The following is a 19,182-nucleotide window of genomic DNA, read 5'->3' as shown; positions in this document are numbered from 1 at the left end:
GTGGCTTATGTAGAAGTCAGGCTGGAAGGATTCTGGTGATGATTGAACGAAAGACTTCTCAGAGAACCGACGACGAAATACGGACGAGTAGGGCGATCCTATTCAGCTGATAAAGTAGACGATTGGCGTAGGCGGGCGATAACCGCTTTGAGCGAATGCCATATTTACTACGGGGCAACCTATAACAATTCTTGTTATGTTGGACCGGAGGGTGGTATTCGGAATGTGGGTGGCACCACGGGTGAATTGGAATCCAATCTCTCGTCCCTGTTGTTTTTATTAAACAGGAACGGGATTTTTCTGTTTTTAGGGCTATTTTTTCACAATATAAATTGATATTGGATGGAGGGTGGAGCACATGGAAAATACCAATTTTACTAAACCAAAAGGAACACAGGATTTACTGCCGGGTACAGTTGAGAAATGGCAGTTTATTGAAGAAAAGGCTCGCAATTTGTGCCAGCGATTCAATTACCGGGAGATTCGGACACCGATCTTCGAACAGACTTCACTTTTCTCACGAGGTGTTGGTGAAACAACCGATATTGTAGAGAAGGAAATGTACACCTTTTTGGATAAAGGTGATCGCAGCATGACACTTAGACCTGAAGGTACAGCTGGTGTAGTTCGCTCTTATGTCGAGAACAAGCTTTTTGGAGAACCGGACATTAGCAAGTTGTATTATATCGGACCCATGTTCCGTTATGAGCGGCCACAGGCAGGACGTCAACGTCAGTTCCACCAGTTTGGTGTGGAAGCGTTTGGAGCAACTAATCCAGCGATCGATGCTGAGGTTGTAGCACTTGGTTATGAATATTGTCGTGAACTAGGCCTAAAAGGTGTAAAGGTTGAACTGAATTCTGTGGGTAATCCGGCTTGCCGAGCAGTATACCGCGAGAAGTTGCTTCAATTCTTAACACCGATAAAAGATAGCTTATGTAAGGATTGTCAGTCCCGGATGGATCGTAATCCACTGCGTGTATTGGACTGTAAAGTCGATCAAGATAAGTTTGGTGGGGCGCCGTCCATTCTAGATAGTTTGGACGAAGAATGCACTACGCATTTTGCTAAAGTGCAGGAACTACTAACAGCGATGGAAGTTGATTATGTCATTAATCCCCGACTTGTTCGTGGACTGGACTATTATACGCACACTGCGTTTGAATATAAAGCTGAAGGTATTGGCGCTATCGATACGATTGGTGGCGGCGGACGGTACAACGGTCTCGTAAGTCAAGTTGGTGGTCCGGATCAACCTGGTATCGGTTTTGGCCTTGGTCTGGAGCGGATTGCCATCATTCTAGAGAAACAAGGGATCGGAATCAGCGGGGTTAAACCGCTTGATGTATACCTCGTTGCTCTTGGAGAAGCCGCAGATAAAGAAGTTACTACACAGCTGTTTAAGCTTCGTCAAGCTGGATATTCCGCTGATCGAGATTATCTTGATCGCAAAATGAAGGCACAGATGAAATCGGCTGACCGCATGCAAGCCCGCTACACTGCCATCCTCGGTGATGACGAGCTGTTGCGCGGCGAAATCTCCCTCAAATCAATGGAGAACGGTGAACAACGCACCGTTAAGCTGTCGAATTTAGTGAACGAGCTAAGTAAATAAGAGGCATGGAAGTAGTAGTACTGCTCCAGCGTACAGCGCATCCCGAAGGGACAGCGGCTCTCAGCACGTAGAAAGTAGCGCATCTCCGAAGGAGGCAGCGCTCCAGCAGGTGCACAAGGAGTAGAGAGTGCCCCGAAGGGGAGAAAAGCGACTACTAGCACGTGGCCACCTGGGTGCGTCGAAAGCAGCAGAATTCACCAGTGTGTTTCCAGGTAATACGGGTGCAGCAAAAGTAAGACGTACCCGAAGGGGGAAAAGCGTGCCACGCACAAAACCTAAGCGCATCTCCGAAGGAGATAGCGATACAGGAGCGCCTCTACAGCCTCCCAAGTTACCTAAGCGGGTATCCAAAGGGCGGCAGCCCTGGGGGCCCTCCCTTATGGTAAGGGAGGGTTTGGGTGGGATGAGACCCATAGGATGAGAAAGATAAATAAAACTCAAAAGGGAGATAACTATTATGAAACGTACACACCATTGTGGAGCAATTAGCACTGAAAATATTGGGGAAACGGTAACATTAAACGGATGGGTTCAGACCCGTCGCGACTTGGGGGGCGTACTCTTTATTGACCTGCGTGACCGCAGCGGTATTGTCCAAGTTGTATTTAACCCAGCTTATTCTGGAGAAGCACTGCAAATCGCTGACAGAGTTCGTAGTGAGTATGTAATTGCTGTTACTGGTAAAGTCGTTAAACGTGATGCAGAAACGGTAAACGCAAACTTGCCTACGGGTGAAGTTGAAGTGCAGATTACAGAAATCGAAGTGTTGAACGCTGCTAAAACTCCACCATTCTTCATTGAAGATGGAGTTGAAGTGGATGAGTCCCTTCGTCTTAAATATCGTTACCTTGATCTTCGTCGTCCTGAAATGCAAAAGACATTATGGCTCCGCTCCAAAGCGGCTAAAGTATTCCGTGATTTCCTAGATGGAGAAGGATTCATTGAAGTAGAAACACCAATCTTGACTAAGAGTTCGCCGGAAGGCGCTCGGGATTATCTAGTACCAAGCCGTGTTCACCCTGGTGAATTCTTTGCACTACCACAATCGCCACAATTATACAAACAATTACTCATGGTGAGTGGTGTAGAACGTTATTACCAAATCGCTCGTTGTTTCCGTGATGAAGATCTTCGTGCTGACCGTCAGCCAGAGTTCACACAAGTGGACATTGAGACGTCTTTCCTTACACAGGACGATCTTCTTGGTATGATGGAGCAACTGATGGTACGTCTCTTCAGAGAAACCAAAGGAATTGAACTTGAGACACCATTCCAACGTCTAAGCTACGCTGATGCCATTGGCAAATACGGATCTGATAAACCAGATCTTCGTTTCGGATTAGAACTGATTGAAGTGAACGACATCGTTGCTACAAGTGGTGTTAAAGTATTTGCGTCTGTCATCGAAAAAGGCGGAGAAGTTAAAGTCCTGAACGCAAAAGGTTGCGGAACTTGGAGTCGGAAAGAAATTGACGACCTTGGACCATTTGCTGCTCGTTATGGAGCTAAAGGTTTGGCTTGGATCCAAGTGAAAGAGGGAGAATTCCGCGGTCCGATCGTTAAATTCTTCAATGAACAAGAAATTGAAGCCCTTAAGGAACGTACGGGAGCTGAAGAAGGAGATTTGTTACTCTTCTCTGCTGATACTAAAAAGGTTGTTGCTGATGTACTTGGCAATCTTCGACTTAAAATCGGCCGTCAACTTGGGTTGATTGACGATAATGTATTTAAATTCGCTTGGGTAGTTAACTTCCCATTGCTCGGTTGGGATGAAGATCAGAAGCGTTATGTTGCGGAACACCATCCGTTCACCCGCCCACGTGAAGAAGATGTTGCCCTATTCGACACGGATCCAGGACAAATTCTTGCACAAGCTTATGACATTGTCCTGAATGGATATGAAGTAGGTGGTGGCTCGATGCGGATTTACAAACGTGATGTACAGGAGAAAATGTTCGCAGCGATCGGTTTGTCCCCAGAAGAAGCTCAAGATAAATTTGGCTACTTAATGGACGCATTCGAATACGGAACTCCTCCACACGGCGGGATCGCTTTTGGTTTTGACCGTCTTGTGATGTTGCTATCTGGTCGTACCAATCTGCGTGAAACTATTGCATTCCCTAAGACAGCGAGCGCTACAGATTTGTTGATGAATGCTCCATCTGAGGTAGATGCAACGCAATTGGAACAATTGCATATCAAAGTAGCACTTAAGAAGTTGGCTGAAGAAACAAAGTAATATCACCATTTCTAGAGCACATCAATGTAAATAAGTTATAGAGCTTTGAAGGTGGCAGGCCAAGATCATTATTCTTGGTCTGCTATTTTGTTTATTATGAATCCTTACCACATTATGAATAAATTAATATTGACAAAAAATAACTGGGATGGTTTAATCGAATCAGTAGTTGATGTAACGTTTAACCAAAGATAAGGAGTAACCATGAATAACAAAATCACCATTAAAGATATTGCTCAAATCGCAAATGTATCTATTGCTACGGTGTCCAATGTTATGAATGGAACCGGTAGGGTATCGTCCACTACCTCTGCTAAAGTGAATAAAGTTATTCAGGAAATGAATTTTGCCCCAAGTGCTTCTGCACGTAATCTGAAAGACAAAAAGTCTCATTTAATTGCTGTGGTTGTTCCGCTCTTAGAGAAAGGGATGATTCAGGATAATCCGTTTTATTGGGAGCTTGTGCGCGGAGTTGAGAAGGGTGCACGAAATCATCAGGTGCAGATTATGCTGCTTGGTATTGATGAGACGGAGAACTTTTCATTTGTAAAAACTCGTCATTTGGACGGTCTGATCGTTGTAGGTGTTTTTGAACGCTCATCTTCTTATGAGCAAATTTTAAATTTAGGTGTGCCATGTGTATTTTTGGATAGCTATCTGTCTGATCCGGAGCTTCATCAGGTTTGTTTGGATGACGAAGCGGGCGGATATCTTGGAACAAAGCATTTGCTGGGACTTGGTCATCAGAATATTGCGATACTAACAGGTAAATTGCAAGAGGGTGGGGTTAACTACTTCCGATATCAAGGATATTTAAGAGCGCTAAGAGAGAATGGTATTACTAAGAATGATAAATTGGTATTTGAAGAGTCCTCATCCATACAAGGTGGTTACCAGGCTGCGCAAAAAGTAAGCAGTTATGCAGATGGGATCAGTGCTATATTTGCTTTTTCGGATGTATCAGCAATGGGTCTAATAAGAGGGTTATATGATATGGGATGGGCAGTTCCACGCGATATTTCGGTGGTGGGCTTTGATGATATCTTCTATACACAGTACATGATCCCTTCTCTAACTACGATTAGCCAGGACGTTGCGCACAAAGGTAAAGTAGCTGTAACTATGCTGCTGGATCAGATTGATGGAATTACTTGTAATGATAAGTATATTACCGTACCGGTTAGCTTGGTTGTAAGACAAAGCACTATTTCAAACACAAAAGGTTAAAATAGTGCTTTTTTTTAATAGATGATTAAACGATTAATCTAATTGCGGCTTGAGGAGGTGATCACCTACTAGATATCAGTTGTTTTAGTAGGAATTGTATGTTTTTCAAATGATTAAATGTTTAATTGTAAGCGGTTAACTCAAACGTGAAGGGTGGATTACAGTATGAATACAAAAAGAATAGCTATGTCGTTACTCATTATGATGATGGTCTTTACAACCGTAGCTTGTTCCACTAAGGGAAATAACAATGCCAGCAACACAGCGAACACAAGTAACGCAATTTCACAAAATGAACAAGTCAATGGAGAAGAAGTGGCACAGGATGAGGAGTTAACAGCGGAACCGGGTGCCAAACTGATCATTTGGGATGGTAAAGACGGAATTCCCTTCCTAAAGGAAATCGCCAAAGAGTTTAGCGCACAATATAACATTCCTATAGAAGTTCAAGAACAGGGTGCTCCAGAACAAATGCAAAAAATGAAAACAGACGGCCCTGCAGGATTGGGTGCTGACTTACTTGTTCTCCCCCATGACAACTTGAGTCAAGCGGTAGCGGGAGGTTTTGTACTACCCAATGATTACTTTGAGGAAGAAACAAAAGCTGAATTTCAGGAAACAGCCACTAAAGCAGTTACTTTGAATGGCATCCTCTATGGATATCCAAGAAATATGGAAACCTACGCCTTGTTCTATAACAAAGAGTTAGTTAAGGAAGCTGAGTTGACCTCTTGGGACGATATTATCAAATTTTCTAAATCATTTAATGATGTAAGCAAGAAGAAATACGGATTCATGATGAGCTTGAATAATCTGTACTTCTACTATCCGTTTATCTCAGGATACAAGGGTTCAATATTCGGAGATAACAACACCAATCCCGAAGAAATCGGAATTAATAGTTCACAAGTTGTTGAAGGAGCTAAGTATTACCAAACTATGCGTGAGATTTTACCGATGACTGCCGCCGATCTAACTACAGATGTTAAGACTGCATTGTTCCAAGAAGGTAAATTAGCTATCAATTTAGATGGCGTATGGAATATCGGAAACTTCTCATCACTTCCTTTTGAAGTAGGAATGATGCCACTTCCTAAGTTTCCTAATGATGAGAACCCGCGTACTTTTGCTGGAGTTAAGGCTTATTATGTCAGCTCCTATTCGAAATATCCGAATGCAGCGAAATTGTTTGCAAGATATGTAACTTCGAAAGAAGCACTCGTAAGGAACTTCGAAGTGTCAGGATTCATTCCGGCACGTAAAGATATGGAGAATGAACCCTCCATTGCAAAAAATGAGATGGTGAGTGGAGCGATTCGTCAGTTTGAATATTCAGAGGCCATGCCGTCAATCCCCGAAATGCAGACTGTATGGGAACCAATGGCGAATGCATTGGATCTGATTTGGAACGGTGAAGATGTACAGAAAACATTGGACAACGCAGTCAAGAATGTTAAACAGAGCATCGAAACATTGAATAAATAAAGCGAGAACGTGTATAAAAATGTGACGTCATCCGTTTCTGCGAGCGGATGACGGACACATTCACCATTTACAGGAGATGATTCGGAATGGGACAGCATCGAAAGCGGGCTATGATACTCTCCTTCATAGGTATGGGGTTTGGTCAAATATACAATCGACAGTTACTAAAAGGGATCGTATTCTTCTTCGTTCATATTGCAGGTATTTATCTAGCAACCCTACTACCAAGGGCTATATGGGGAATTACCACTTTAGGAGAACAAGCCGATCAGCTTAAAAAGGTTGGGAAAGTATATGTTAACATTCGTGGGGATCATTCAATCTTCTTATTGATCGAAGGAATGATTGTTATTCTAGCGATGATCATTATGCTGTTTATTTATGTCGCAAACATACGAGATGCTTATCAGATAGGCAAGTTGCGAGAACAAGGTATCAAGTCTAACAATTTTAGCGAAACCGTAAATTATTTATTGGGTCAGAAGTTTCCACAGGTGGTTATTTCACTTCCGCTCATGCTCGTTATCTTTTTTACACTGATGCCGATCTTATTTATGATAATGCTGGCATTTACAAACTATTCTTCACCGAATTACCTACCCCCAGCAAAGCTAGTAAGCTGGATTGGATTCGATGGGTTCAGAGATCTTTTTACGATTAATGCTTGGAATAATACGTTTTTTGGGGTTGCTCTTTGGACGCTAATCTGGACTGTGTGCGCAACGATTACAACTTTTGTAGGCGGATTTGTTGTGGCGTTAATGGTGCAAAAGAGGGGAATTCGTTTTAAAGGATTTTGGCGGACGTTATTTATTATCCCCTACGCAATTCCGCAGTTCATATCACTTTTGATCATGAGAAATATGTTCAATGGTGAGTTTGGTCCTGTTAATCAATATCTCAAATATTTCGGATTAGGCGGACTCCCATGGCTAACAGATCCTTTCTGGGCAAAGTTTACGGTGATTATCGTAAATATCTGGATAGGGTTTCCGATTAGCATGTTGATGATCATAGGAATATTGTCGACGATCTCCAAAGATTTATATGAAGCTGCTGAAATTGATGGAGCAAGTTCAATTCAACAATTTAATGCCATAACGTTCCCAACGGTTATGTTATCGTTTGCGCCGTTACTTGTTATGAGCTTTGCTGGGAATATAAACAACTTTAATCTGATCTATTTGCTAACGAACGGTAATCCAGTCAATCCAACGTATCAATTTGCGGGAAGTACTGACATCCTGATTACTTGGTTGTATAAATTGACAATGGACAGTGGGAAGTATAACTATGCCTCTATCATTGGTATCTTTATTTTCATTATTATCGCTTCTTTCTCTATTGTGAATCTAAAGAGAACTAAGGCATTCAAAGAGGAGGATCAGTACAGATGAGAAAGTCGGATCTAAAGTCAGGATTTAACTTTGGAAATTTACTTTGTTATATTGGGCTGGTCACTATAGGTATCTTATGTCTATATCCCGCTCTTTGGGTAATTATGTCTTCTGTTAGACCGGGTAATGCTTTATATAGTGAACATCTAATCCCTACTTCATTTACGTTACAGCATTATCGAGATTTGTTTGCCACATATCCATATGCGCAATGGTTTATAAACACATTTAAGGTTGCTTTCTTTACTATGATTTTCAGTACGCTTCTAGTAACGATTACGGGGTATGTATTTTCTCGTTTCCGCTTTAGAGGTCGTCAGAAAATTATGCTTAACATGCTAGTTGTCGGTATGTTCCCTGGCTTCATGAGCATGATTGCTGTCTATATTTTATTGATGCAATTGCAGTTATTGGACACACATCTTTCGCTGATTCTCGTTTACTCAGCTGGTGCTCCGATGGGATTTTTATATGTAAAAAGTTTCTTTGATACGGTCCCGCAAAGCTTGATCGATGCGGCAAAAATAGACGGTGCTGGTCATTTAACTGTATTCAGACGGATCATGCTTCCACTCTCCAAGCCTATGTTAGTCTATATCGCGTTAACATCATTTAGCGGTGGGTTTGTTGATTTTATATTTGCGAACATGGTCTTGAGCACACCTGAGAAACAAACTCTTGCAGTCGGTTTATTCAAAATTGTCCAAGGTAAATTTGCGACAGAATTTACGTTATTCGCTGCAGGTTGCGTACTCGTTGCTGTCCCATTAACTTTGTTATTCATCGTACTCCAAAGATACCTGGTCGAAGGCCTGATGGCCGGAGCAGACAAGGGCTAACATAATATTTACGAAGGAGCTGTAATTTGATGTTATTAGAAGCGATATATCATCGGCCTAAAGGATGTTGGTCATACGGTTACGATGATCAAACTATACATTTGCGAATACGGACTAAAAGAAATGATGTAGCTGAGGTCCAAGTGTTATTTGGAGATAAATGTGCTCCATGGGCTGACATGCAGATAGCCCAGATGGGAGTCATAGCAAGTGATGAGCGGTTTGATTATTGGCAAGCAACTGTTCACCCTCCTTATGGGAGATTGCAATATGGGTTTCAATTACTTAGCGGTGAAGAGCAACTATGGTTCACGGAGAAAGGAATACACGATAATCCACCAACTGAACATTTAGGACTGTTCGAATTTCCGTTTCTTCATGCTATTGATATTCATAAGCCACCTGCTTGGGTCAATGAAGGGATTTTCTATCAAATATTTCCTGATCGTTTTGCGAATGGAGATACCTCGAATGATCCGGTTACAGTGGAACAATGGGGAAGTAAGCCAACGTACACTTCATTTAACGGCGGTGATCTACAGGGAGTTATCAACTCTCTGGATTACTTGAGCGAGCTCGGAATTACTGTGATTTATTTTAATCCTATATTTGAAGCCCCAGCGAATCATAAATATGATACAGGTGACTATTTGAAGATTGATCCTCATTTTGGAGATAAAGAAACGTTGAAGACGCTAGTTAAAGCATGTCATGAACGGGGAATCCGCGTTATTTTGGATGGGGTATTCAACCACAGTGGGGTTACGTTCAACCGTTATCTAGATGTTGTTGAGAAAGGAACAGAATCCCTCTATTACGATTGGTTCCATATTAACGAATGGCCTCTTGAGGTTAAGGAGGGGATTCCGACTTATAAGACGTTTGCTTTTGAAGCGACTATGCCTAAATTAAATACGGCGAATTCCGAAGTGAAACAATATTTCCTGAATGTAGGAAGATATTGGATCGAAGAATGTGACATTGATGGATGGCGGTTAGATGTAGCTAATGAGGTGGACCATCAATTTTGGCGGGAGTTCCGTCAGGTCGTTAAGAATGCTAAACCAGATGCCTATATATTGGGAGAAGTTTGGCATGACGGGATGGCATGGCTTGAAGGTGATCAATTTGATGGGGTCATGAATTACCCTGTGGCCAATGCTATTCTTGATTTTATGGTCTTTCATAACATGGATGCATTTACGTTCGCTGCTGGGATTGGCGGTTATCTGGCGAGATATCCACAGCAAGTTAATGAGGCCGCCTTCAACCATTTGGACAGCCATGACACGGTACGGTTACTGACATTATGTAAAGATAATAAGGAGATGATGAAGCTAGCCGTAGCTTTTCAATTTACTTTTATAGGAGCTCCAAGCATTTATTATGGAGATGAAATTGGATTGTCTGGACATTTCGATCCAGATAATCGTAGATGCATGGAGTGGGAACTGGCCAAACAAGATAAGGATTTATTGTTATTTTACAAGTCATTAATTGCACTTCGTAAGGCTCACCCGGCTCTCCGCAAGGGAACATTCCGGGCATTAACAGCAGAGAAAGACTCTTCGCTGCTTGTATATGAACGCGCTGAAGGCGATGACCGCCTGATTATCATTATGAATGCTGGAAAAGAAGACGTTGCAGTATCTCTATCATTGCCAATAGGGGAATGGAGAGATGTTTTCTCTGATGAAATAGTTAATGAAGCCCCCTCTATTTTTCAGGAGCAGTTATCTTCTTATGATTTTCGTATTCTGAGTAGCTGTAAGTTGGAATCAAGAACAAACCACTAAAAGATAGGAGATGGAGGACATGCAAACGAGTGAAACTATTCACCCGGATCAAATAGACAGTTCTGCGGCCTCTATAACGTATAAAGACATAGGTTCGGTCGTTCGTTACGAGTTACGTACAACACATATTATCGTATATGGAGAAATGGTAAATTATACGATTCTGTTTCCTGGACCCTCAGTAGTTAGAATTGTCGGATCGATACAGGGGCATTCCGCTGATATAGCACCTACACCTGCACTTCTACCTTATGAACTACAATTGGGCTGGAGTATAGTAGAGACTGAGTTTTGGTTGGAAATTAGTAGAGGCGATATTGTTGTCACAATAACTAAAGCGACAATGTCATTTCGTGTAAGTTTCGGTGGGGAAGAGGTATGTGATAGCCACGAGTTATATTATGCGGGAAAGAAATTGCGTTGCCGTGGAGCTATATCGCGAGAAGCATTACTTTATGGTCTGGGAGAAACAACGGGTTTTATGGATAAGCGTGGGGAAAAATATACGATGTGGAACTCGGATGTCTTTGACCCACATGTTCCAGATATGGAGTCATTATATCAGTCCATCCCGTTACTGATCCATCATCATCCCGGAGGAACTTATGGGATATTTGCAGATAATCCTGGTCGGACGGTATTTGATATGCGTACAGATACAGAGTCGTATTTGATAGAAACAGAGAACGGAGAGATCGATCTCTATTTCATTGGTGGTCCTGGGCTTAAAGATGTCGTATCAGCTTATTCTACATTAACGGGAAAGATGAAGCTTCCTCCTCTGTGGTCACTGGGATATCAACAATCGCGATTCAGTTATATGAGCCAGGATGTAGTGTTGGAATTAGCAAGAACATTTCGAAAGAGGGCAATACCTTGTGATGTAATCTACCTTGATATTCATTACATGGATGAGTATAAAGTATTTACTTTTGATAAAGAACGGTTTCCTGATCCTCCTAAAATGATGAAGGAACTGAGGGAAATGGGTTTTCGAGTTGTGCCTGTTGTCGATCCTGGGGTTAAGATTGAAGAAGGATATAATGTGTACGAGGAAGGCAGCTTGAAGAAGTATTTTTGTGAAAAACCGGATGGTACCCAGTTTGTTGGTCATGTTTGGCCGGGTGCAAGTGTCTTTCCTGATTTTACAGATGAGAAGGTTAGCAGGTGGTGGGGAGATTTACACCAATTTTATGTTGATCTTGGCATTAGCGGGATTTGGAATGATATGAATGAACCAAGCGTGTTCAATTCATCGTCGAAAACGATGGATATAGATATCATGCATCAGAATGGAGGCAACCCGAAGAGTCATGGAGAGCTCCATAATTTGTATGGATTGCTGATGTGTAAAGCAACGTGTGAGGGGCTTGGTCAGCTTTTACAGGGTGAAAGGCCATTTATTCTAACGAGAGCCGGATATGCAGGGATACAACGTTATGCTGCTGTGTGGACAGGAGATAATCGTAGTTATTGGGAGCATATGTCACTGTTTATGTCGATGGGAATCAATTTGGGATTATCGGGGGTTCCGTTCTGCGGAGCCGACATCGGTGGGTTTGTGCATCATACATCTGGTGAATTATTAACAAGATGGATGCAATTAGGTGTATTTACGCCATTTTGTCGAAATCACAGTTCTATTGATACAAAAGGCCAGGAGCCATGGGGCTTTGGTGACAAGGTAGAAGCAATCTGTCGAAAATATATCGAATTAAGATACAGCTTACTCCCTTATATCTATTCACTATTCTATGAGGCCTCTCAAACAGGCCTACCTGTCATGGCTCCATTAGTACTTGAATATCCCACCGATAGAAATACGTTTCATTTATCTGACCAATTTTTATTTGGTAAAGATATGTTGATTGCCCCAATCTACCGTCCAGGAACAGAGCATCGGGTTGTCTATTTACCCGAGGGAACCTGGTATGATTATTGGAGCGGGGAGCGTCACCATGGAGGTCAGCATATCGTTGCACAGGCTCCAATAGATACCCTCCCCATCTTTATACGATCTGGTGCTATTATTCCACAGACGAGAATCAAACAGCATACGGAAACTGCGGAATGGTTACAACTAGATTTCAATGTGTATTGTTCTGGTTATTTGGAAGGCGAAGAATTGTCTACAAGGGAATTTATGCTGTATGAGGATGACGGACTTACTGACAAATATGAAACAGGTGAGTGTAACCTGTTGAAAGTTCAATGCCAGAGGCAGATGGGTAAGCTTTCGATCAGGTTAAAGTATGCTAAGAGTGGCTATGGGTTGGGGAGAAAGTCACTTATCTTCAATGTTCACCAGCTTGGCTTTGTTCCTGATAATATCGTTGGTATTGAACGTGTCGACAATATGGAAGATCTAAAGGTTCATGCGTCTGGTTGGTATTATAGCAATCATAATCAAAAGCTAGTTATCAAAAGCGAATTCACTGATTATCAAGGAGTATACCTTGAAATTATATCATGTTGATTCCTTGGCCTATTTTGCCCTATCATATAGAATAATAAGATTCTATAGATAGTGGTCACATTTTGGGAGGTAAATAGACATGCTTCATCAATTTTCACGAACAGAGCTTGCTATAGGGGCAGAAGGCCTGGATATCATGAAGAACAGTACAGTTGCGGTTCTTGGTATTGGTGGCGTAGGAGCCATGGCGGTAGAGGGTTTAGCCAGAACAGGCATAGGCCGGATTATCCTGATCGATAAGGATGTTGTCGATATCACGAATATTAATCGGCAGATTCATGCGTTGACAACAACGATTGGACAGAAGAAGGCGGATCTCATGTGCGAGCGAGTGAAACTGATCAACCCGGAATGTGAGACAATTGCTCTAAATATGTTCTATACGGAAGAAACCTATGAGGAACTGTTCAAATACGATATTGATTATGTGCTGGATGCTTCGGATACGATTATATATAAAATCCATCTGATCAAGGAATGCCGTAAACGTGGAATTCCTATTCTCTCTAGCATGGGTGCTGCTAACAAGATGGATCCGACTAAGTTTCAAGTAGCTGATATCTCCAAGACTCATATGGACCCTATGGCGCGCGTTATTCGTACGAAGCTACGCGAGGATGGCATCAAGAAAGGGGTTAAAGTGGTTTTCTCTACGGAGCAGCCACTGAAGCCGCGTGCTGATGTGACGGAGAAGATCGTACCGGCGAATGCCCCGGCGATCCGCAAGGCTAAGCAACCACCAGCTAGTAATTCCTTCGTACCACCTGTTGTTGGCTTAATTATGGTTAGCGTTGCTGTACGTGAATTGTTAGAGAATAAACAAAACTAAATTAATGGTACAAAAAAGCGTTGGTTATAAGGGATTTAGATGCCCTTGAGCCAGCGCTTTTTGTTTGCCGATTATCATGCTGCGAGGGGATTTTATATATCAGCTAGGAACTGTAATTGGGAATAATATGCGTCGTAATAATTTACGTGAAAATAATTTTATCGAAGGGATTGAATATCATAAAAACGATGATAAAATAATTTTAACGTTAAAATTATTTTATAGAAATGAAGGATGGTGGGTTTACATGGAAACGGAATTGGTTCAAGCCAAAGGGAAAGCTGGTTTCAGGAGTCTGCTTCGCAATCGGTCGTATGTAATATTTCTCTTATGTGACGCAATTTCTCGCTTTGGAGATTCAGTAGATGCTATTGCATATAGCTGGATGGTATATGAACTGACAGGATCCAAGCTTTTGATGGGAACTTTATTCGCCGTGAACTTTATACCCGCAGTAATATTTGGTCTTCCGGCGGGAGTTCTAGCAGATCGGTGGAACAAGAAAAAGGTTCTGTTCACAGTCTATATGTTACGAGGTTTGGTCGTCGCGTTGACTGCCCTTTTATATGCGATGGGCCTCCTTGAAACCTGGCATTTATTCCTGTTTACTTTCTTGAATTCAACACTTGAGTGTTTTTCACGTCCGGTTGAAATGAGTATCGTCCCTTCTTTGCTGGAAAAGGAATCATTGTTAAGTGGCAACTCGTTTCTCTCTTCCGTTACTAGGACCGCTGAACTGGCTGGTTACGCTGTAGTTGGGGTGATCATCTCAACGGTAGGGTTGTCAGGAGCTATTCTACTGGATTCGTTAACGTTTATTATTTCGGCTATTTTAATCAATTTAATTGTACTTAACCATGTAACGAAGACTGAGTCAGAGCCAGCACCAGCGCCAATTGGAGGAGGAAAGCTGCGTGAATATGGACAGGAAATTAGTGCCTCTTTTAAATTTGTGCGTAATCATAGGCTCATTCTGACGACGGTTATTTTGGCGGCTTTTGTTAATTTTTGTTTGACTCCGTTAAATGTATTGCAAACCGTATATGTAAAGGACACATTATCTACTGGAGCCACAGGAATGAGCGTACTGAGTGTTTCACTTGTGCTGGGTATGATTCTAGGTGGAATTTGGCTTGGTAACAAAGGAAGCGGATTTAAGAAAAGCACATTACTCATCTGTGGTTTATTAATTTCAGGGGTATGTTACTCTCTTCTAAGTTTGCCACCCCATCTGCCTGAAGTGATCAGGCTTGGTTCAGCAGGTGTATTGTTTTTTGGTATGGGTCTTGGGGTTACATGTGCATCCACTCCTCTTAACACATATATCATGGAGGTTACACCAATGGAGATGCTGGGCAAGGTCGGCGCTTTGGTAGGCTTACTTTGTACGATTACGATGCCTGTGGGGAGTGCATTATCTGGTGTAGGAGCAGAATGGATTAGTGTTCCGGTATTTTTCGGTATCATGGGTGGTTTGCTCGTGATCGCCGCAGTCAGTATGCTGTGGGATAAAGGATTTCGTGATGTATAGAGCTAATGTGCTTTGTATAATATCCCAAGACAACTTATAATAGACGAAAAGACAGGTTTCTTTAGGGGAAGCTCTGATTGGGGTGTTCTATTATGGAGCAAATGATTTTGACCAGTCTGGAGGATATTAGAGTCTACTCTGATCCTTATCGGCTGCAAATTATGAATACATTTTTCAATATGGATCGGCCTGCAACCGTAAAGGAAATAGCTGATGAATTGGGAGAGGTTCCAGCAAAAGTTCATTATCATGTAAAAAAACTAGAAAAGGTAGGACTACTGAAACTTGTTTCCACCAAAAATATAAAGGGTATTATCGCAAAATATTATCTCCCTTTTGATGGTGATATACAAATTAAGCACGCTGATGCCTCCTTACCTGTTCAAAAGATGATTATTTCGGAATCACAAAAGCTTATTAATAATATATTTGAGCAAAAGAAAGCAAGATTCTTAGGATTTGTGGGGTCCTCGGAAAAACCTTTTGGTCAGCTGGCGGATCTTGCCCTGTATATGACGAAGGAAGAATCAGAGGAATTAATACAAAAGATCCGCGAAATGTGTGCCCCATTTGAGGATAAACGAGAAAATTTAGCTAAACACGATTTTTTTCTTTCTTTGGTAAAAGATCCAGGTCCGGTGAAAGAGGCGGATGAGAAAGACAACGAACCATCTTGATTCATTCTAAAGACATTTTCTGCTCATTGGAGTAGGAAGTGTTTTTTGTTTTAAATGAATTTTGCTTAGAACTATTAGAACCAACGGCTTGAAGTCGCCTTTTTCCATTCCTGGTGGTATAATGAAACTCCTTTTGACTTCGGCACAATGATTCTGAATTGAAGCGAAGCACAATATGGAATACGATACCTTAGGAGGTAACTGAAAGTGGAGGATTTTCAAAGTGCCTATCAAGAAGAAAAGGCGCGGCTGGACCGCACCTTGGAAGACATCGAGAGACAATTACTAGCGCTTCGCAGTATTCCCGTATATACGGGACATGATTTTACAGAACAGTTGCTTGAAGAAAGTCGTCAATTACAAAGAGATCAGTTGGAACGTTCATTCCGTGAGCCGTATTTCGGTCGACTTGATTTCAGCGAAAAAGGTAAGCCTCGAACACCGTACTATATTGGGAAAATGGGTGTGGGTGATCCTGAAGGTAAGGAGCCGATCGTCATTGATTGGCGTGCTCCCCTCGCTAGTTTGTTTTATTCCTTTACCGGCGGTGATTCTGCTTCTTATGAGGCTCCAGAAGGCTTAATTGAAGGACTTGTATACCTGAAAAGGAACGTTGTTATCCGCAAGGGAATATTGGAGCGGGTTGCAGACACCTATAACCAAGATAGTGAAGGACCGGCTGTATCCGACGAATTCTTGGTCTACCGGCTTGGTGAGAACAAGGATAATCGATTGCGCGATATTGTATCGACAATCCAGGCGGAGCAGGATTTAATTATTCGGGCGGCTAAAAATACAGCGTTGATCATTCAAGGCGTAGCTGGTAGTGGAAAAACAACCGTTGCACTGCATCGACTTGCGTATTTGCTGTATCAATACAAAGAACAAATAACGGCGGAAAGAATGATTATTTTTGCACCCAATCTCATGTTCATCGACTATATTTCTGAGGTTCTTCCTGAACTGGGTGTAGGAGATATTCAGCAGAGTACATTTAGTGATTGGGGAGCAAAAATTCTAGGATTGGAGTCTCCCCCTTCGGATGGTCCAGGGGCATTAACTCGCTGGTTTGATGTGAGTGATACAGAGCGACAAGTTGTGGGTGATGATAAGTTATCGGGAAGATTCAAAGGTTCGATGGAGTTTAAAGCCATACTCGATACATTCCTGGAAAATATCGAATCATGTTGCGTCCCTTCACTGGATTTCGAACCATGGGAAGGAACGAGACTCTCACATGCTGAAATTCTACAGTGGTTTGAGGGTGAATATAGACACTACCCGGTAGCGAGACGTAAGGAACGGGTGTTGTCACGAATTCATCGCTGGATCGAGATGGAGCTTAAGAAGTCACCATCCCTTGCGGTGCTGAAGGAGCGAAAGAAAAAGGCCCAACTGCGGGAGAAGGCTTATGCGAAAAAATGGCCTGAGCTGGAGCCTGTAGCTATATATCAAGAACTATTTCAGGCTAAGAAGGGTGCTAATACGGGGTTTCCGGACATGTCGGAGAGCATACCAGCTAGCATTTTCAAGGAATCCCAAGCCTATTTGAAGAAAAAAATGCTCAAAGAAGAGGACTTAGCCGCACTATTATATCTCTTCACCTGTATCAATGAAATAGAAGGCAATATGACCTTTGACCATGTTGTCATTGACGAGGCACAGGACTTTTCTCCATTCCAGGTCGCTGTATTGGATCGGTTCGTCAAAGGTCATTCGTTCACCATCTTGGGAGATTTATCGCAGGGTATCCATTATTACAAAGGGGTACGGAGCTGGGATGAGATGAGCAGGTTGTTCCAACCAGAGGAGACCGGATACTTTGCTCTGACACGCAGCTATCGCTCCACAATGGAGATCATCGAGTTCGCTAATGAAATCTTGAAACGGGGCGTTGGTGCGGATTTGTTGGCTGTACCTGTATTCCGTAGTGGTGATCCCGTGCGGCTACAATCGGCTGCGGGAGATCAACGGGAGGCGTCCATCTCGCAAGCACTTGCAACCGCACTTTCTGGCTCGTACCGTACAGCCGCATTATTGACCCGTACTTTACAGGAAGCTAAGCAACTGTATGAATATCTTATTGGTGAGGGCGTTGAGGCTCATCTCATAGATGGGGATAAAAGACAATATGCAGGAGGAATTTCGGTACTTCCCGTCTATTTATCCAAAGGACTTGAGTTCGACGCCGTGATCATGACGGATGTTGATACCAGTCACTATGGGCCAAATGATGCTAAGCTGCTATATGTTGGTTGTACTCGTGCGCTGCATGAACTTTGGTTACTGCACGGCGATTCTCTTCCAACTTATATTGCAACGGACAATTCAGAGATCGTGATTACAAGTCATCCGACTCTTCCATAAAGTCTTCCAGGCTTCGGGCTGCTTTGCTCTGATTGCATAAGCTACAGGCACATACACAGTTTACTGGTGTTGTGTGCCCACCCTTAGCACGTGGTAATAGATGATCAATGGTATCCCCATATTCCCCGCAGAAGAAGCAGGTGAGCTTGTCCCTGTCCAGAATATAACGGCGGAATGTTCTGTTGGTGTATAACCGACGGATGGTATGGATATTAACGACGGAGGCAGCATGCTCTTTTACGAGTGTAACAGCCATATCATAGTCAACTTCTTGTTGCCAACGGCTACCATTATCCGTGCGTCCTCTCATACGAACTAATCCATGGCGGTTTGGTTTGAGCATACCTACATCTAAACCGTCTGCTCTTGGGGGCGGGAGTGGTAGCGCACGTTTTATCCGGCGCTTGGGCAGTGGTGCACATTCTATATCAACAGGTAGATATCGTTGCGAAATGGATAATTCAGGAGTATGACTTGCTTTGGTTGGTGCTACAGCTGTTGGAAGGATAGGTTGTTCTTTCTTCATTTGGCGACAACTTCGGCAAGCTCCTCTCCGAGAGCCTTTACTGGATCTTTTGCCCGTTCTACGCATAAAATGTGATAAGGGGCTAATTTGTCCACAGCATGCACATACCTTGGTAGTCGTATCATTCTGCGATTCAGTAACTTTCTTCACTTATATCACCTCTGATTCATATCGAATG

General features: G+C 42.5%; 15 protein-coding genes. 13 read left to right on the top strand and 2 right to left on the bottom strand.

Annotated elements, in window-relative coordinates; all coding sequences use genetic code 11:
• The first annotated feature begins 42 nt into the window (after positions 1-42).
• The 13 genes from NST85_RS22570 (at position 43) to NST85_RS22510 (ending at position 18,478) form a co-directional block, all read left to right on the top strand.
• On the top strand, positions 43-336 hold the full coding sequence (locus NST85_RS22570) for a hypothetical protein (protein ID WP_341190470.1): 294 nt from the start codon (positions 43-45) through the stop codon (positions 334-336).
• 22 nt (positions 337-358) lie between these two features.
• Entirely contained in the window at positions 359-1,615 is a 1,257-nt protein-coding gene (gene hisS / locus NST85_RS22565) for a histidine--tRNA ligase (protein WP_341190469.1), read from the top strand.
• A gap of 457 nt (positions 1,616-2,072) precedes the next feature.
• Positions 2,073-3,854: an aspartate--tRNA ligase gene (aspS, locus tag NST85_RS22560; protein ID WP_341190468.1), complete on the top strand. Its 1,782-nt coding sequence runs from the start codon at positions 2,073-2,075 to the stop codon at positions 3,852-3,854.
• Between the two features lie 204 nt (positions 3,855-4,058).
• Positions 4,059-5,081 carry a LacI family DNA-binding transcriptional regulator gene (locus tag NST85_RS22555; protein ID WP_127193900.1) on the top strand — a complete coding sequence of 341 codons (1,023 nt, stop codon included), beginning with the start codon at positions 4,059-4,061 and terminating at the stop codon, positions 5,079-5,081.
• A gap of 165 nt (positions 5,082-5,246) precedes the next feature.
• Positions 5,247-6,566, top strand: a complete 1,320-nt coding sequence (locus NST85_RS22550) for a sugar ABC transporter substrate-binding protein (protein WP_127193901.1) — start codon at positions 5,247-5,249, stop codon at positions 6,564-6,566.
• 86 nt (positions 6,567-6,652) lie between these two features.
• A complete protein-coding gene (locus NST85_RS22545) occupies positions 6,653-7,963 on the top strand; it encodes a carbohydrate ABC transporter permease (RefSeq protein WP_127193902.1) in 1,311 nt (436 codons plus the stop codon).
• Positions 7,960-8,802: a sugar ABC transporter permease gene (locus NST85_RS22540; RefSeq protein ID WP_127193903.1), complete on the top strand. Its 843-nt coding sequence runs from the start codon at positions 7,960-7,962 to the stop codon at positions 8,800-8,802. Before NST85_RS22545 ends, NST85_RS22540 begins: the two co-directional genes overlap by 4 nt.
• A 29-nt stretch (positions 8,803-8,831) precedes the next feature.
• Complete coding sequence (locus NST85_RS22535; protein ID WP_127193937.1) at positions 8,832-10,598, top strand: glycoside hydrolase family 13 protein; 1,767 nt, start codon at positions 8,832-8,834, stop codon at positions 10,596-10,598.
• 19 nt (positions 10,599-10,617) lie between these two features.
• Positions 10,618-13,074 (top strand): glycoside hydrolase family 31 protein, encoded by a 2,457-nt coding sequence (locus NST85_RS22530; RefSeq protein WP_246054327.1) that lies wholly within the window; start codon positions 10,618-10,620, stop codon positions 13,072-13,074.
• A gap of 79 nt (positions 13,075-13,153) precedes the next feature.
• Positions 13,154-13,903, top strand: a complete 750-nt coding sequence (locus tag NST85_RS22525) for a tRNA threonylcarbamoyladenosine dehydratase (protein WP_127193905.1) — start codon at positions 13,154-13,156, stop codon at positions 13,901-13,903.
• 247 nt (positions 13,904-14,150) lie between these two features.
• Positions 14,151-15,434, top strand: a complete 1,284-nt coding sequence (locus tag NST85_RS22520; RefSeq protein ID WP_341190467.1) for an MFS transporter — start codon at positions 14,151-14,153, stop codon at positions 15,432-15,434.
• Between the two features lie 92 nt (positions 15,435-15,526).
• Complete coding sequence (locus NST85_RS22515; protein ID WP_127193907.1) at positions 15,527-16,111, top strand: ArsR/SmtB family transcription factor; 585 nt, start codon at positions 15,527-15,529, stop codon at positions 16,109-16,111.
• Between the two features lie 207 nt (positions 16,112-16,318).
• The gene (locus NST85_RS22510) at positions 16,319-18,478 is read left to right on the top strand and encodes a HelD family protein (RefSeq protein ID WP_341190466.1); all 2,160 of its coding nucleotides are present in this window, start codon (positions 16,319-16,321) and stop codon (positions 18,476-18,478) included.
• Here NST85_RS22510 and NST85_RS22505 read toward each other — a convergent pair.
• Positions 18,453-19,004, bottom strand: coding sequence for an HNH endonuclease (locus NST85_RS22505; protein WP_341190465.1), 552 nt, complete (start codon positions 19,002-19,004; stop codon positions 18,453-18,455). The two genes, NST85_RS22510 and NST85_RS22505, sit on opposite strands and share 26 nt — an antisense overlap.
• Positions 19,001-19,129 carry a hypothetical protein gene (locus NST85_RS22500; RefSeq protein ID WP_341190464.1) on the bottom strand — a complete coding sequence of 43 codons (129 nt, stop codon included), beginning with the start codon at positions 19,127-19,129 and terminating at the stop codon, positions 19,001-19,003. Before NST85_RS22500 ends, NST85_RS22505 begins: the two co-directional genes overlap by 4 nt.
• Between the last annotated feature and the right edge of the window lie 53 nt (positions 19,130-19,182).

It is taken from the genome of Paenibacillus sp. FSL K6-2524 (assembly GCF_038005525.1).
Taxonomy (GTDB): Bacteria; Bacillota; Bacilli; order Paenibacillales; family Paenibacillaceae; genus Fontibacillus; species Fontibacillus anaericanus.
The sequence above is the reverse complement of the archived record's forward strand: the minus strand, read 5'-3'. Positions and strand labels throughout refer to the sequence as shown.